At 35.6% G+C, this 15814-nt stretch carries 15 protein-coding genes and 1 pseudogene; 14 read left to right on the forward strand and 2 right to left on the reverse strand.

The genetic code is table 11. The annotated features are described in order from the left end of the window. Nucleotides 1–423: 423 nt before the first annotated feature. From AAIE21_RS27090 to AAIE21_RS27125, 8 genes and pseudogenes are all read left to right on the forward strand, one after another. Nucleotides 424–1635, forward strand: coding sequence for a sensor histidine kinase (locus AAIE21_RS27090; protein ID WP_343269549.1), 1212 nt, complete (start codon nucleotides 424–426; stop codon nucleotides 1633–1635). Nucleotides 1636–1698: 63 nt separating this feature from the next. Beyond that, nucleotides 1699–2334 (forward strand): annotated as a pseudogene (locus AAIE21_RS27095) (IS607 family transposase). Continuing rightward, nucleotides 2297–3460 carry an RNA-guided endonuclease InsQ/TnpB family protein gene (locus AAIE21_RS27100; RefSeq protein WP_343269590.1) on the forward strand — a complete coding sequence of 388 codons (1164 nt, stop codon included), beginning with the start codon at nucleotides 2297–2299 and terminating at the stop codon, nucleotides 3458–3460. The pseudogene AAIE21_RS27095 and the gene AAIE21_RS27100 overlap by 38 nt, the downstream one beginning before the upstream one ends. A gap of 154 nt (nucleotides 3461–3614) precedes the next feature. Further along, on the forward strand, nucleotides 3615–4259 hold the full coding sequence (locus AAIE21_RS27105; protein WP_343269550.1) for a response regulator: 645 nt from the start codon (nucleotides 3615–3617) through the stop codon (nucleotides 4257–4259). A 348-nt stretch (nucleotides 4260–4607) separates the two neighbouring features. After that, nucleotides 4608–4913, forward strand: a complete 306-nt coding sequence (locus AAIE21_RS27110) for a hypothetical protein (RefSeq protein ID WP_343269551.1) — start codon at nucleotides 4608–4610, stop codon at nucleotides 4911–4913. A gap of 16 nt (nucleotides 4914–4929) precedes the next feature. Next, nucleotides 4930–5475 carry an Ig-like domain-containing protein gene (locus AAIE21_RS27115; RefSeq protein WP_343269552.1) on the forward strand — a complete coding sequence of 182 codons (546 nt, stop codon included), beginning with the start codon at nucleotides 4930–4932 and terminating at the stop codon, nucleotides 5473–5475. Nucleotides 5476–5711: 236 nt separating this feature from the next. After that, complete coding sequence (locus AAIE21_RS27120; protein ID WP_481858721.1) at nucleotides 5712–6116, forward strand: BlaI/MecI/CopY family transcriptional regulator; 405 nt, start codon at nucleotides 5712–5714, stop codon at nucleotides 6114–6116. Next, entirely contained in the window at nucleotides 6113–8005 is a 1893-nt protein-coding gene (locus AAIE21_RS27125) for a M56 family metallopeptidase (RefSeq protein ID WP_343269554.1), read from the forward strand. The genes AAIE21_RS27120 and AAIE21_RS27125 overlap by 4 nt, the downstream gene beginning before the upstream one ends. Nucleotides 8006–8086: 81 nt before the next feature. Here AAIE21_RS27125 and AAIE21_RS27130 read toward each other — a convergent pair whose 3' ends face one another. Then, the gene (locus tag AAIE21_RS27130; RefSeq protein WP_343269555.1) at nucleotides 8087–8227 is read right to left on the reverse strand and encodes a YflJ family protein; all 141 of its coding nucleotides are present in this window, start codon (nucleotides 8225–8227) and stop codon (nucleotides 8087–8089) included. A 153-nt stretch (nucleotides 8228–8380) separates the two neighbouring features. On the opposite strand from AAIE21_RS27130, the gene AAIE21_RS27135 reads away from it, so the two are divergent. Then, nucleotides 8381–8740, forward strand: coding sequence for a hypothetical protein (locus tag AAIE21_RS27135; RefSeq protein WP_343269556.1), 360 nt, complete (start codon nucleotides 8381–8383; stop codon nucleotides 8738–8740). 26 nt (nucleotides 8741–8766) lie between these two features. Here AAIE21_RS27135 and AAIE21_RS27140 read toward each other — a convergent pair whose 3' ends face one another. Beyond that, the gene (locus AAIE21_RS27140) at nucleotides 8767–8952 is read right to left on the reverse strand and encodes a YhzD family protein (RefSeq protein WP_343269557.1); all 186 of its coding nucleotides are present in this window, start codon (nucleotides 8950–8952) and stop codon (nucleotides 8767–8769) included. A gap of 137 nt (nucleotides 8953–9089) precedes the next feature. Here AAIE21_RS27140 and AAIE21_RS27145 point away from each other — a divergent pair, with 137 nt between their 5' ends. From AAIE21_RS27145 to AAIE21_RS27165, 5 genes are all read left to right on the forward strand, one after another. Next, the gene (locus AAIE21_RS27145; RefSeq protein ID WP_343269558.1) at nucleotides 9090–10331 is read left to right on the forward strand and encodes a metallophosphoesterase family protein; all 1242 of its coding nucleotides are present in this window, start codon (nucleotides 9090–9092) and stop codon (nucleotides 10329–10331) included. After that, the gene (locus AAIE21_RS27150) at nucleotides 10328–13240 is read left to right on the forward strand and encodes an ATP-binding protein (RefSeq protein WP_343269559.1); all 2913 of its coding nucleotides are present in this window, start codon (nucleotides 10328–10330) and stop codon (nucleotides 13238–13240) included. The genes AAIE21_RS27145 and AAIE21_RS27150 overlap by 4 nt, the downstream gene beginning before the upstream one ends. Before the next feature lie 41 nt (nucleotides 13241–13281). After that, nucleotides 13282–14226 carry a 3'-5' exoribonuclease YhaM gene (gene yhaM / locus AAIE21_RS27155; protein ID WP_343269560.1) on the forward strand — a complete coding sequence of 315 codons (945 nt, stop codon included), beginning with the start codon at nucleotides 13282–13284 and terminating at the stop codon, nucleotides 14224–14226. A 239-nt stretch (nucleotides 14227–14465) separates the two neighbouring features. Next, the gene (locus AAIE21_RS27160; RefSeq protein ID WP_343269561.1) at nucleotides 14466–15560 is read left to right on the forward strand and encodes a response regulator aspartate phosphatase; all 1095 of its coding nucleotides are present in this window, start codon (nucleotides 14466–14468) and stop codon (nucleotides 15558–15560) included. Next, a complete protein-coding gene (locus tag AAIE21_RS27165) occupies nucleotides 15560–15799 on the forward strand; it encodes a Phr family secreted Rap phosphatase inhibitor (protein WP_343269562.1) in 240 nt (79 codons plus the stop codon). Before AAIE21_RS27160 ends, AAIE21_RS27165 begins: the two co-directional genes overlap by 1 nt. The last annotated feature ends 15 nt before the right edge of the window (nucleotides 15800–15814 follow it).

Raw genomic sequence — 15814 nt, forward strand, 5'->3', positions numbered from 1 at the left:
CTTTAAAGGATTCTACACTGTTAAGATAATCGGCAACGGCAGATAACTTGGTTTCTAAAGAGTATTTCGTCATAAAAAACTACACCTCCAATTGTTAGACTGTGTCTAACAATTGGGGTGCAGTTCACTGGCACAGGATGCTCTTTTTTTTGAATAAAATGGATATTTTAACGGTAGTGGCTTAATCGTTAAGAATGATACCCTGCAGGATGTTGTAAGGTTAATTTATCATTTTCCGACAGAAAACTCCCACCTCAAGGAATGGGTAGGACATGGTCCAATGAGTAGATGGGAGATGAATGGTGGTTAGGCAAAAGTCTAACGGTTCTTCTTGTTGAAGAGTTAGTATGAGGTATCGGAATCAGTTCGTTAGACTGTTAAGTGGGGGTAGTTCAAAGTATAATCAAATGGTGGAGGTCGAACATGAAGAAATTAAATACAAATATAGATTTGAATACAAATTTATTAGAAGCAGTGTTTATCCCGAGAAGATTTATCGTTTTATGGATAACACTGGTGTATATAGCTTCAATGCTTCTAGAATTTCGTGACAATATTTTTACCATTGATAGCTTGTTCTTTACAATTGTAATTGTTATCCATACTATTTTTCATTGGTATGCTAGTTCACTAAAGAATAGTCAGTTGCTGTACTTCTTTTTCATTCAACTTTTTATTATGTTTTTTGCTGCATTTATTGTGCCAAATGGTTCAATAGCGGTTTTTGTTGGTTTAGCTCCTATTTTAATTGCGCAAAGTTTATATGTGTATAACAAGATATTCCAAGTAATTGCAGTCTTTACTTTTATGTATGCAATATTTTGTGTTGCTATTAGTGTCAATTATGGTGTAAATAAAGTATCTATTCTTATTTCTATGTTCCTATTAGTACTAGCAATTATTGTTCCTTTTGCCTATATTAATAAGCAGCAATTTGCTGCACGTAATCGCATACAGAGGTACATTAAAGAGTTAGAATTTGCATATATGAGAGTAGAAGAATTGACATTAGCTAATGAGAGGCAGCGAATGGCAAGAGATTTACATGATACATTAGCCCAAGGTCTAGCAGGTTTAATTATGCAATTGGAAGCAATAGATGCCCATATGCAAAGAGGGAATATAGAGCGATCTCAAGAAATTATTCAACAAACGATGGTAAGAGCGAGGAAAACTTTACATGATGCAAGGTTGGTTATTGATGATTTGCGTTATACCATAAATCCATTTCATAAAGCAGTAGAGGAAGAAATAAAGCGTTTTTCTGAGGCCACATCTATACATGTGAGATTTCATATTCAAAGTCCCCCTCATATTTCAAACTTAGTAAAGGAACACTGTTTATATTTAATAAGTGAATGTTTAACAAACATTGCGAAGCATTCACAGGCAACGGATGTAAATATAAAAGTCGATTATATGGATGATTTTGAAATGTTAATAATCGAAATTGAAGATAATGGAATTGGTTTTGATACTGGGTATATCGGGAAGAATCCTGGACACTATGGTTTAATTGGCTTAAATGAACGTGTTCGCCTAATTGAGGGGAGAATACAGATAGTAAGTGAAAAGATGAAAGGGACGAAAATCTACATTCAAGTACCGATAAATAAAGAAGGAGATGTCTTTTAGTTAATTAAAATGTATAAAAACATAGTCATAAGTGATATAACATAATCACAAGGAGCTGATTATGTGGGAAAACATTATGAACCGAAAGAATTCTCTGAATTATTAAATGTCTCCGTGTTGACTTTACAACGTTAGGATAATCAAGGGAAATGAAAAGCTTTTCGTTCTCCTAGTAACAGAAGATATTATACACATGAACAATATTTGGAATATATAGGAGTTCACAAAACAAACGAACAAAGAAAAATTGTTATTTATGCACGAGTTTCCACTTCCAATCAAAAAGGTGATTTAAAGAATCAAGTTGAATTTCTTAGGGATTTTGTAAATGCAAAAGGAATGATCGAGGATGAAGTCATAGAAGATTACGGTAGCGATCTGAAGTATAACCGTAAAAACTGGAACGATTTAATCAATACATACATGACAAATGAGATAGATACAATTGTGATTGCGCATAAAGATAGATTGATCCCTTTTGGTTATGATTGGTTCGAAAGACTCTTACATTCATTCAACGTAAATATAATTGTTGTAAATAATGAAAGCCTTTCTCCGCAAGAAGAACTTGTTCAAGATATGATTTCTATTCTTCATATTTTTAGTTGTAGAATTTACGGTTTAAGAAAATATAAAAAGAAAATCAAAGAGGATGAGGATGTTGAAAAAAGCATACAAAACAGAAATCAAACTCACTGATATTCAAAAAAATAAAGTTATTCAAACGATTGGAGTAAGTCGATATATTTACAACTTCTATATCGCCTATAATAAAGAAATATACGAAAAAGAAAAGAAATTCATCAGTGGAATGGACTTTTCTAAGTGGTTGAATAACGAATATATTCCGAATCATAGAGATAAAATGTGGATCAAAGAAGTGTCTTCTAAAGCAACGAAACAAGCTATTATGAATGGAGAAAAAGCATTTCAAAATTTTTTCAAAGGAAAAACAAAATTTCCCCGTTTCAAAAAGAAGCGCGACCAAGCTGTGAAATGCTATTTTCCGAAAAATAACAAAACAGATTGGATCGTCGAACGACATCGCATTAAAATCCCTACCATTGGATGGGTACGATTAAAAGAATTTGGTTACATCCCCACGAATGCTAAAGTAAGTAGTGGAACTGTTTCTCAAAAAGCAGGTAAATTCTTTGTATCTGTACTTTGTGAAGTGGATACAAAGAATACGCAAATAAACACACAAGATGGTATAGGTGTAGATATTGGAATTAAAGATTTTGCAATTTGTAGTCATGACGTTACTTTTCAAAATATCAATAAAACACAGAAAATAAAAAGATTAGAAAAGTCTTTAAAACGACAACAAAAATCTTTAAGTCGTAAATATAAACATTTAAAAAAGAGAGGTGAAAAATCTGCCACTAAAAAGAATATCAATAGACAAATCTTATTGATACAAAAACTTCATAATCACCTTGCGAACATCCGCGAGGAATATATTAGATATGTTGTAAATACTTTAGTGAAAGCCAAACCGAAGTATATAACAATTGAAGATTTGCATGTTAAAGGGATGATGAAAAATCGTCATTTGTCTCGTGAAGTATTTGTGCAGAAATTCTATCGCTTTAGAGAATGGTTGACGTATAAATGCAATGAATATGGTATCGAATTAAGAATGGTACATCGTTTTTATCCTAGTTCGAAAACATGTTCTTGTTGTGGATATAAAAAAGTTGACTTACGTTTATCTGATAGAATTTTTAAATGTGACAACTGCGATGTTGAAATGGATAGAGACGTTAACGCAAGTCTAAATTTGAAATATGCAACAGAATATACGATCATCACATCTCGATAACGTATATATGTAGGGTGGGCTACATCCGAATTTACGCTTGTGGAGTGCTATATCAAATTGTGGTAGCGAGTAAGTGGCGAAGCGAGGCACATAGAAGCAAGAATGATCTAACGTAGATGATTATGTTTGTCTATGTTTTTAGTAGCAGGTAGACATGAGGTATAATGTATTAATTGTTGATGATCATTTCGTTGTAAGAGAAGGTCTAAAATTAATAATAGAAACGAGTGATTCATTTCAAATCATAGGTGAGGCTGAAAATGGGGAAGAAGCTCTTTGTTTGATAGAGGAAAAGAAACCAGATGTCATTTTAATGGACTTAAATATGCCTAAAATGAATGGTTTAGATACAATTGAACATTTAAATAAAAAACAGGATAAAACTCCAATTATTATATTAACGACCTATAATGAAGACGAATTAATGATAAAGGGAATTGAATTAGGAGCAAAAGGATACTTATTAAAAGATACTGGTCGTGACAATTTATTTCGGACATTGGAGGCGGCTATTAGGGGCGAGACTTTACTACAACAAGATGTTATGGAAAAAATCGTTAATTATAAAAGGAAACAGGTACATACAAATCCTTTTGAAAAGCCTAATTTGACAGAAAAAGAACTTTTTGTTCTAAAAGCCATCGCACGTGGATATAAGAACAAAGAAATTGCATTTGATATGGGAATAGCAGAACGAACAGTAAAAGCGTATTTAACCAATATTTATAATAAACTAGGTGTGAATTCACGATCAGAAGCGGTAGCTATATCTATTGAAAAGAAATTAATTCATCTTTAAAACATGAAATATTATAAATGCCCAATCGTACATGGAAGGCTTGCCCTTTTGTACGATTTTTTTATTTCTTCTTCATGCTATGCTCAGAAAGTATCGAAAAGTTACATGTTTGATAATGTTAATTTCACAAGTGAGCTTCAAAAAAGATTGAAATAATACAATCTCATTAGAAATACAAAAGCTTCTAATAGAGAAAGGAAATAGAATCATTAAATGATAACTTTGTTTTTGATTTTTACAGTCATTTTCTTCGTTTGGATTCAAATTAAGCCTCGAAAAGTAAAATGGATAGATATTTTCATTTTACTAATAATTGCAGGGATAATCATATACATGAGGCCGCATCCTATGACCTGGGATTTACAAGCTGAGCTGTTGGCTATTTCACTCTTTGCCTTTTGTATTGGCGTTTGGCAAGGGAGTTTAATGGAAGTCTATTATGAGGACGGGATTTTATATATCAAATGTGGAAGACAGTATGTAATCTCTTGGATCTTCTTAATAATTGGTCAGATGATTATTATGAATGTATTTGAGGGTGGGCTTTCATCATTAGCGAATGTAGCATGGTTGCTTTTGGTTAGCATTGTTATTGCATCTGGAATAAAAAGCTGCATTATATATATGTTCTATAAGGTATCTAGTAAACAGTAATATATGAGAAAAATTAATGCCGTTTCCTTTTTGTTTAATAATAAAATTTACGGATGTAAATTCATTTCATTATATCGATTTAAGGCATGTAGGGACACGTTGGAATATGATTGTATACAATGGTTTAAATGAATTAAATATGCTTGAAGAAGTGGAGGGAAAGTTAGCGCAAATGCTTCCATATGGTTTCATTGACATATTGTATAGGTTTAGTTGGCAGAAAAATTTGAGTTTCAGCCCCCAAAAAGCTGATATGAACCGAGAATTTCTGGGAATGGAAGATGTAACAGAAAAGAAGAGTATTCATTCTGTTAATTATATTGATACAAAAGTAATTGTAGATTCTGTGACACATAATGATAAATATGTAACAGGCTATGCGAAACCGTATTCAACAATAGTATTAATGAATGGTGATGTACTTATTGGAAGTGGCCGAGTTGATAGATATGGGAAGTTTCGTATACATACGTATCATCACTTGAAAGAGCATTCTATCATAAAAGCCCAAGTGATATTCGATGGTTTTTATCAAGAGAGTGTAACGATTCATGTTAATTAACGATGATGTAAGTTGTAAAATAGCAAACAGATATCTGAAACGATTAGAACAGAGTCCATAAAAGTGATTCTGTTTTTTTTATTTATCAATCTTACAAAGATGTTATCTTTGTAAGATTGATAGTCATGTAGTGTCCAGAATGTAGTTGGAAATCCAAAATATGGTTGACAATCAGAGATTACATTTGTAATATTTAATTGTAGATTACAAATGTAATACAAGGGGTGGAGTGTTGAATCATGAAAGAATTACCTAAAATATCGGAAGCTGAATTAGAAGTGATGAAAGTTCTTTGGGGAAACTCGCCTCAAACGGCGAATGAAGTGATTGAGGAGTTAGAGAAAACGATGGATTGGAAACCAAAAACGATTCGAACGCTTATTAATCGATTGGTTCAAAAAGAAGCTGTTTCTTACCGTCAAGAAAAAGGACGTATGTATGCGTATTATCCGTTAGTGTCACAAGATAGCTATCTACAAGTAGAAACAAAATCTTTCCTTAAGCGTTTCTATGGGGCAGCGTTTAAACCTTTACTTGTGAATTTCTTAAAAGAAGAGAAATTATCTTCAGAAGACATTGATGAGCTGAAACGTATTCTGGATGAGAAGACAGAAGAAAATCAAAGGAAGAGTAGATCATGAGGGTAGATCTGTTTGTAAACAGCTATCTGCCCCGCATTTTTGATTGGGTGATAGAGACCTCCATTATGGCAAGTATATTAGTTGGCCTTATATTATGCGTCAAAACTTTGCTGAGAAACAAGTTAACCCCAAGGTGGCAGTATTTATTATGGATGGTATTAATGATAAGACTTCTATTGCCATGGTCACCGGATAGTTCCTACAGTATTTACTCTATCCTTTCGTACAACAATGAAACTTTGACTATCTTTCCTCAAAAAGAACCTATGCATAAGAAGGTAGATATAGATGATACAAAGATGGTCACAAATGAAAATACTTATACGCCTAGTTCAACACAAATAGCTGAGGAGAGTGAAAAACAAACGCATCGTAATGAAAATAAAAGTGATGCGACATTTTCACTGTATGCAATCTTTTTATATGTATGGTTAGCTGGGGTTATCATTTTAGGGTTTGCGACGATGATTATGAATCGGCACTTACATCTTTATATAAAAAACCAACCTGTTATTACAGATGAACGGATTGTTGCAATTTTTGAAAACTGTAAAAAAACGATGTCTGTTCAGCAGAGTATTCCACTACTTTTAGCTGGGAAAATTCCAAGTCCAACGGTGTTCGGCTTTTTTCATCCAAGGGTGTTACTGTCGAGTGTTCATATGAAAATATTAGATGAGCGACAACTGCGATATATTTTCCATCATGAATTGGCTCATATAAAACGAAGAGATGTTGGGATAAATTGGCTGATGCATGGTTTGCTCATTCTAAATTGGTTTAACCCTATTCTTTGGTACGCCTACTCGTGCATGAGGGAAGATCAGGAACTGGCATGTGATGCATTCGCTCTGACATTTATAGATGCAGAGGAACAAATTGCATATGGACATACGATTATTACCCTTCTAGAACACTACTCAAATTATTATCAAGTACCAAGTTTAGCAAACTTAAGTCGAAATAAAAGAACATTAAAAAGGAGGATCCGTATGATTAAAAAGTTTCAAAAGAAATCATATCGCCTGTCTGTACTTGGAGTTGTTGTAGTGATTGCTGTATCATCCTTATCTTTATTAAATGCACGTGCAGATATGCCGGCTAATCGGCAGAAGGAACAGACTGTAGTAAAAGATGAAAGAAAAGAAACGAAAAACCAGCCTGATGTTTCCATTGAGAAAAGTGTAGAAACAACGATTGGAACAAAAGAACAGGCATTGGCAGAATTGAAGATTCCAGAAAACCAATACAAAAAAATGATGGATGATATAGCAGCGGCTAAAAAGTATTTAACAAAAGAAGAATTTGATACATATATCAAGTTGCAAGAAGAGTGGTATGCTCTTCAAAAGAAAGCAATTGCTTTAGGAGAGAATCCAGAACTGCTAAGTGCAGAAGAGCAAAAGAAACTAGAAAAAACGGCAGAGGAAATAGGACCACTTTGGGAAAAGGTGAGGAAACATTTTCTATTTACAATAGAAGAAGCGCAAAAAATAGTGGATTTTCCAATTAAAAAACCAACTTATATAGCAGAAGGCTATCAACTAAAAAAAGAAAGAGTTGATACCGAGGCTACAGTGGGAAAACTGAATCCTATTATCAATTCAGAATATAGAGGTGAAGAGTTTGGTTATACAATTTATCAATCAGCCGTTTTAGAAAAAGGAAAGGATCCATTTTACTTTTGGATTAATGATAACGACAAACTCGAAAATTATGAGCTAGAAGGAGCAAAGGTCACTTTTGCGAAAATGACAGGAAGTAATGTAAAGGGAATGAAGATGATTGTTCCTGCTAAAGAAAAACATAGTGCCTATCAAATTGTCATTGTTGATGATGTTTTAAATAAGGCTGAGTTAGAGAAGATTATGCTTTCTATGTTGAAGTAATTAGGAGAATTGTATTCTTTCCTTTTAATATATATAGGTATACAAAAAGAAGCACCGCCAAAAAGCGTTGCTTCTTTCAACTTAAGCAGATTGTCTTTTTACTCTCTCAAGTAAACTTGCCAAGATGTGCGTACGATATGATTCTAGTTTTTTACCTTCGTAAGTACGGATACCTAATTTTTTTAGTTCTTTTACATACCAACCTTTGCTACCGAAATACATATAATCGCTCCCCTTCAAATTTGTTGTAGTTGTTTGTCCTGATTTTTGGAGGTACGGGAAATAGATGAAGGAAATGAATTTCGTGTGAAAATGGTTAACTTTGATGCAAAAGACATATATACTAAAGGTAGTATATAACGAGGTGGGCACGACGTGATTATAGAGAAGCACGAAATTCAAATTGACCAAATTACAAGCGGAAAGGTGAATATATTTACTTTCTACCGAAGTGGAAAGCAAATTGATGATCCGTTTTTAAAATTGCAAGAGCCATCGCTTACGGCGAACTACTATTTCCATTTTCATTTGGATATAGAAAGCCTGAGTCTTCTGCAGGAAGAGTTTCCGAGCGTATATCCGTACGACGGGAATGGAACGATTCACGACTGGACGGAAAAGATGAAAGATGAGCTAACGCGCCAAATTCAAACTGGAAAGTGGAATAGACGCGTGCGCATTGGTAACCGGATTCTAGATGTGGTATTTACGTGGTGTGATGAAGATATAGAATGAAAAAGAAGCGGATGACGCTTCTTTTTTTAGCGCTGGAATAAAACGAGCTTTCCTGCTGAAGATGTGCAGCGATGTGTGTGCTTATGCAATCCCTTTTCTTGTAAAATGGATTCTCCTTTTGATTTCGCTTCTGCTTCTGTTGCCGCCTCAAATGATTCGTCTAGCATTTTTGAACCATCTTTTTCAAAGACTGTTAGAACGTATACTCCCATGAAAATTCCCCTCCAAAGATTAAAATCAGAATCTTATAACTATTTTGTCATAAAACGCTAGAATATGCAAAGAAATATGTGACATTGCGTGGTAAAATAAAGTGAAACTTTGATAGGAAAGAAAGGATCGTTTATTTGTGAAACAAGTGAAGTTTATACATGCGGCAGATTTACATTTGGATAGTCCGTTTAAAGGGATGGAAATGAATGTGCCGTCATCTGTTTGGGAAAGAATGAAGCAAAGTACGTTTCAGTCGTTTGAGCGTATTATCGATAAAGCAATTCAAGAGCGCGTTGATTTCATGCTACTTGCGGGAGATTTATATGATGCAGAAACGAGAAGTTTGCGTGCACAGGTGTTTGTAAGGGAGCAAATGAAGCGTCTTTCGCAGTATGAGATTCCTGTATATATTATTCATGGTAACCATGATCATTTAGGCGGAAGCTGGGCGGCAATTGAGTTTCCTAAGAATGTTCATGTGTTTACAGAGCCATATGTAGAAGCGAAGCCATTTTATAAAGATGGTGAACTGCTAGCATCTATTTATGGGTTTAGTTACCTTCAGCAAGCTGTAACGGATAATATGACGGCGCAGTATGAAAAAATGAGCGATGCGCCGTTTCATATTGGAATGCTTCACGGGAGTGTAGAAGGCGATGCGGAACATAATCGTTATGCGCCGTTTCAAATTCGTGAGCTGAAGGAAAAAGGATTTGATTATTGGGCTCTTGGTCATATACATAAGCGCGAGATTTTGGCAGAGGAGCCGTATATTATTTATCCAGGCAATATACAAGGGCGTCATCGGAAGGAAACAGGAGAGAAAGGGGCATACCTCGTTACGATTACAGAGCGAGGAACGAATTGTTCGTTTTTTGGTACGGCGGATGTAGTTTGGGGAGAAATAGAAATTCCTATCGATGGACTAGAAACAGTTGATGACCTTATGACAGTTTGTACAGAAGCGTTGAATGAGTGGCGCAAGGAAGAGGAAGGAATTCTTTTGACAGTCGTGTTTACTGGACAAGGACCACTAGCTTCTTATTTACGTGATGAGAAACGTGTGGAAGAGATTTTTCATATTTTAGCAACGGGAGAAGAGCGTAGAGATTTCGTGTATGTGATGAAGTGGAAGAATGAGACGATATCATTTGCGGAAACGGAGCGGTTAAAAGAGGAGAATCATTTTGTCGGTAGTGTACTGCAAGAATTAGAATCCTTTACGAATATGGATGCGGTGCTGAGAACGATTTGGACATCTCCTGTCGCGCGTAATGTCATCGAGTCTTTTTCAGAAGAGGAAAAAGCAGAGATTCAAAAGGAAGCAGAAAATATTATATTAGAGCAATTATTCCAGCAAGAGAGGGATAAAAAATGAGAATTGAAAAACTCCATATTTATGGCTACGGAAAATTAGAAAATGTGGAAATGGATCTTTCATTGCTGACGGTGTTGTACGGTGAAAATGAAGCAGGAAAATCAACAATCCGCTCGTTTATGAAGAGTATTTTATTCGGGTTCCCCACGAGGGGACAGCGGCGTTATGAGCCGAAAGAAGGCGGGAAGTATGGAGGCGCTATGACTGTTATGACGGAGCAGCATGGGATACTCAAAATCGAGCGCCTTCCGAAAACGGCTGCTGGGGAAGTAACGGTTTACTTTGAAGATGGAAAAACAGCTGGCGAAGAAGTACTGCAGATTGTGCTGAGCGGGATGAATGAGAGCCTGTTTGATTCTGTCTTTTCGTTTGATATGCACGGTCTGCAAAATATTCATCATATCGGAGAAGCTGAAATCGGAAATTATTTATTTTCAGCGAGTGCAGTTGGAAGTGATGCGCTGCTGCAGTTAGATAAGAAGTTAGAAAAGGAAATGGAGCAGCGTTTTAAGCCGAATGGTCGTAAGCCGGAGATTAATGCGCTGCTTCAAGAAATAAAAAAGCTGCAGGAAAAGCTCGGGGCGTGGCAAGGGAAGATTAGTACGTATGAAAAGGTAATGGGACAGTTAAAAGAAAGTGAAGGGCGCCTTACTCATATTCGGAATGAAAAAGAGATGGCAGAAAGGCGAAAGCAAGACTATGAAGTATTGGCCACGCTGCAACCTCTTGTCATTGAAAAGCGTGCATATGAAACGGCGCTAGGGGAGCAGAAGAATCCGTTTCCGGTTCGAGGTGTAGAGCGCTATGAAACGATAAAAGCAAAGCTTGAGCCACTTTTGGTGCAACTCGATTCAATCCAGAAAAGGATGGGAATGGTGCAATCGGAAGTGGATTCTATAGAAGTAGAAGAAGAGCTCCTGCAAAAAGATAGCTATGTAGAAGAACTTCTTATGCAGCATATGTCATATGAAAATGCACGCCAAGAAATGCGCGATATTACAGTAAGCATCGGGAATATGAAAGAAGAGATAGAAGAGCTTGAGCAACAAATTGGTACTACTTTTGAAAAGGAAAGTGTACTGTCATTTGATACAAGCCTTGCCGCAAAAGAAATGATAACGCAAACGGTGCAAAAGGCGCGAGAATTAGATAAGCGGAAAGAGCAGCTTGATGAGCGTTTTAAAATGGCGCAAGAGCAATTAGAAGAACAGGAAGAGAATGTAGGGCACATTCGAAAGCAAATGTTAGCGGATGAAGAGCGGGAGAAACTTGTAGAACAGGAAAAGTCGTTTCACGGTGCAGGTTTTATAGGTACTGGTAGTAAATATGAAGAAAAAATGAAATATGCGCAGGAAAAGAAAAAGCGCTGGCAGAAAGTTTGTCTGCTTGTATTACTCATTAATACAGGAATTTTGCTGACAAGTGTATTTCTCGATAACCGTGCGTTGTTATTTACGAGTGTTATCTTTTTTGTACTCATTGTACTTGCGCTTGTTTTATATAAAGATACTTCTTCTAATGGTTTACAAGAGGAACTTCTTTCGCTAAAGCAAAGTGCAGGCGGTAGGAAAAATGAAGAGGCACTATCTATTCGTTATCAATTAGAAAAAGATGAAGAAATGCGCAAATTATTTGAGCGTGAGTCTTATAAGTTACAACAAATAGAACGGGTCTATGATAAAGTGGTTTCTGCATATGAAGAATGGGAGCAGGGTACGTTTCATGTGGGAGAGCAAGTAGATACATATAAAGAGCGTTATTCTTTCCCGAGTTTTTATACATATGCACATGTACTGCCAGCATTTGAACGCATGGAAAAGATGCAACAGTTATATCGCGAAGTAGGAAAGCTGGCGGAGCGAAAAGGAATATTATATGAAATGATTTCACAGTTTGAACATAAACTAAAGAACGTTATGAAAAATACAGAGTTTGATCATCTTCATATGATTCGTGATCGTATTCAAAAGGAAAAGGAAAAAAGACAAAAGAAGGAACAACTTTTAGGAAAGCTTGCTGATTGGAAAGAAGAACGAGAAGTACTGCAGCATCAAGTAAAGCAAATCACACAAGAAAGAGATGCGCTCTTAGAAATGGCAGCGGCTACTGATGAAGAAATGTTTTTAGAAGCGGGCAAAAGGGCAGAAAAGCGTGAAGAGGCAGAAAAGCAAGTAGAGCGGCTATCACCTCAAGTTGATATGTTAGAAAAGCGTTTAACAAGCTTGTCATTAGTGGAACACTATCAAGTGGAAGGGTATGAAGAAAACTTAAATCAAGAAGTGCTTCATATACGAGACTTTCTTTCAGAAGAGAAGAAATTGACCGAGCGCATTGCGGAGTACCGCGTAGAGATTGCGAATTTAGAAGAGGGTAGTACGTACGGTGATTTATTACATGAATGGGAAATGAAAAAATCGCATGTACGTGAGCAAGTGAAGAAGTGGGCGGCGTATGCTACAGCAAAAATGGTGTTAACAAAAACGAAGCAATACTATCATGAAGTACAGCTGCCGCGCATTTTACAAAAGGCTGAAGAGTATTTTGTATACTTAACAGGCGAGAAGTATAGTAAAATATTTTCACCGTCTGAAGCAGAGACGTTTATTGTAGAACGAAGTGATGGTATTCGTTTTTACAGTCATGAACTCAGTCAGGCGACAGCGGAGCAGCTCTATTTATCACTAAGGTTTGCGTTAGCACGGACATTTGAACATGATTACCCATTTATTATTGATGATAGCTTTGTGCATTTTGATGCGATAAGAACAGAACGAACAATCCAGTTAATAAAAGAAATTACGAAGGATAGACAAGTGATTTTCTTTACATGCCATGCCCATCTATTATCATTCTTTACGGAAAAACAGACTATAAAATTATCGCGTGAGCGTAAAGAAAATAAGGTGTAGTGTGCTATACTAAAAGTACTTAAGTTGGTGGAGGAATCAGAATGAAAAAGAAAATTGCAGAGTATGAAGTTGGTGAACAAGTCGATATCTTCTTGTTAATTAAGACAGCGACAAAAGGTATCGCAAGTAATGGGAAGCCATTTTTAACAGTAATCTTACAAGACCAAAGTGGCGATATTGAAGCGAAGCTATGGGATGTATCACCTGAAGTTGAGAAACAATATGTTGCAGAAACGATTGTGAAAGTAGCTGGGGATGTTCAAAATTATAAAGGGCGCATTCAACTACGTGTGAAACAAATTCGCGTTGCAAATGAGAATGAAGTGACAGATATCTCAGACTTTGTAGAAAAAGCACCAGTGAAAAAAGAAGATATGGTAGAAAAGATTACTCAGTACATATTTGAAATGAGAAATCCAAACATTCAGCGTCTCACAAGACACTTATTAAATAAACATCAAAATGAATTTTTAGACTATCCAGCAGCAACGAAAAATCATCACGAGTTCGTATCAGGACTTGCGTATCACGTTGTATCGATGCTTGATTTAGCGAAAGCAATTGCTACGCTATATCCATCTTTAGATAAAGACTTACTGTATGCAGGCGTTATTTTACATGACCTTGGAAAAGTAATTGAATTATCTGGTCCAATTTCAACGACATATACACTAGAAGGAAATCTACTAGGTCACATTTCCATCATGGTAAACGAAATTGGAAAAGCAGCAGATGAGCTGAAAATTGAAGGGGAAGAAGTATTAATTCTTCAGCATATCGTCCTATCTCATCACGGAAAAGCAGAATGGGGTAGTCCAAAACCACCATTAGTAAAAGAAGCAGAAATTCTGCATTACATCGATAATTTAGATGCGAAGATGAACATGATGGATCGTGCGCTTGGACGCACGAAACCAGGTGAATATACAGAGCGTGTCTTTGCACTTGATAATCGTTCGTTTTATAAACCTACTTTTCATAACTAAATAATACTTATCAGGCAAGTGATTTTAGCGTATAGCTGGGGTCACTTGCTTTTTTATTTGTAAAAGTAAGGGGGATATGAAACCGTCTTTTATAGGGTGGTTTTTAATTGTGTGCTAATCAGAAAGTATTCTGATAATTATTTTTCAATTAACGTAAGGTAGGGAGTTGATATACAATTTGTGTAATTGTATTAATATTCAGATTATTTTTAGGCGAAAAATAAGAAGGAGGAATTATTATGAGTGCACATGTAGTAACGAAAGAACAGATTAAGCATTCATTAGACGCTTGGTATCAGTCGATGTTGCAGCAGCAAGTGGGGGAAGCGACACGATTGAAAGAAGAAATTGATGGGAAGATTGCTAATATCGGAGAAGATCAAAATTTATTGTTATATTATGCCTTATTAGATTTTAGATATAAAGTGTTGGCTGATAGTTTAAGTATTACAAAAAATAGTTTTGATGTAATTGAATCGTATAACACATCGTCTGATGGGGTTCTTTCGTATTATTACTATTTTTTTAAGGCAATACATGCTACCTTAACAACGAATTATAATGACGCTAGTGAATATTATGAGAAAGCCGAAAAACTGTTAAAGCATGTGCCTGATGAGTTAGAATGTGCAGAATTCTATTATCGTATTTCTGCATTTTTTTACTATACAACGCAACCAATGAATACTATAAAATATGTAAACAAAGCTAAAGAAATTTTCTTAAAGCACACAGGGTATGAAATGAGTATTGCCTTATCGGAAAACCTTTTAGGATTAACTGCTATCCAAATAGGACAATACGAACAAGCTGAGGAATGTTTGAGTTCCGCAATAGATATTTTACAAAAACAAGATAATGAAACTTTGCTTTTGAGGGTGCGTCATAACTTGGGGTGGTTATATGCAAGTCAAAATCTTTCAGCATTGGCAATTCGTCATCTATCCGAGGTTACAACAAAAATGTCGACACACTTTAAAGCTATTTTTCTACAAGCTAGGGAACATCATAAACTAGGTGAAATAAATATTGCTGAGGAATTACTTATAAAAGGCTTAAATATTTGTGCTGAATTGAATAATGAAGAATATATACATCACTTCACTATTTTAAAAGCACTAAATAATAATGTTTCAACAGAAGAATTAGAAAAGATTATTCTTGAAGGAATTACCTATTTCGACAAAGAATCACTATATAATTACACTCAAGAATATACAGAAAAGCTAGCAGTTAAGTTTTACGGTGAAAACAATCATATAAAAGCAAGTGAGTATTTCCACACAGCATTACAGGCAAAAGAAAAAACGTTTGAGAAAGGGGCATTAAAATAATGTTTAAAAAAATTCGTGTTGTGGTAACAGGAGTAGCGTTAGTTAGTATCATATCTGTTGGTTTAAATAGTTCATTTTCACAACAAGCTAATCACGGGGATGTGCCAGCACCAGCAAGACCTGATTTAGCGCCAGCTTACTACGGTGATTATCCTGTACCAGATTACAATAGAGGAGACGGCGGGGCACCTTCTAATGCAGATGGGAATACAGGTGGAATTGTAAAAGCAGATAGTTAAGCTGATTTACCAGCA

This window comes from Paenibacillus sp. 102 (assembly GCF_039549175.1).
Lineage (GTDB): Bacteria > Bacillota > Bacilli > Bacillales > Bacillaceae_G > Bacillus_A.

What these genes read in the sequence shown, in the direction of transcription:
- AAIE21_RS27090 (WP_343269549.1), top strand. Translation starts at nt 424, where the DNA reads ATGAAGAAATTAAATACAAATATAGATTTGAATACAAATTTATTAGAA.
- AAIE21_RS27105 (WP_343269550.1), top strand. Translation starts at nt 3,615, where the DNA reads ATGAGGTATAATGTATTAATTGTTGATGATCATTTCGTTGTAAGAGAA.
- AAIE21_RS27110 (WP_343269551.1), top strand. Translation starts at nt 4,608, where the DNA reads ATGACCTGGGATTTACAAGCTGAGCTGTTGGCTATTTCACTCTTTGCC.
- AAIE21_RS27115 (WP_343269552.1), top strand. Translation starts at nt 4,930, where the DNA reads ATGCCGTTTCCTTTTTGTTTAATAATAAAATTTACGGATGTAAATTCA.
- AAIE21_RS27125 (WP_343269554.1), top strand. Translation starts at nt 6,113, where the DNA reads ATGAGGGTAGATCTGTTTGTAAACAGCTATCTGCCCCGCATTTTTGAT.
- AAIE21_RS27130 (WP_343269555.1), bottom strand. Translation starts at nt 8,227, where the DNA reads ATGTATTTCGGTAGCAAAGGTTGGTATGTAAAAGAACTAAAAAAATTA.
- AAIE21_RS27140 (WP_343269557.1), bottom strand. Translation starts at nt 8,952, where the DNA reads ATGGGAGTATACGTTCTAACAGTCTTTGAAAAAGATGGTTCAAAAATG.
- AAIE21_RS27150 (WP_343269559.1), top strand. Translation starts at nt 10,328, where the DNA reads ATGAGAATTGAAAAACTCCATATTTATGGCTACGGAAAATTAGAAAAT.
- yhaM (WP_343269560.1), top strand. Translation starts at nt 13,282, where the DNA reads ATGAAAAAGAAAATTGCAGAGTATGAAGTTGGTGAACAAGTCGATATC.
- AAIE21_RS27160 (WP_343269561.1), top strand. Translation starts at nt 14,466, where the DNA reads ATGAGTGCACATGTAGTAACGAAAGAACAGATTAAGCATTCATTAGAC.
- AAIE21_RS27165 (WP_343269562.1), top strand. Translation starts at nt 15,560, where the DNA reads ATGTTTAAAAAAATTCGTGTTGTGGTAACAGGAGTAGCGTTAGTTAGT.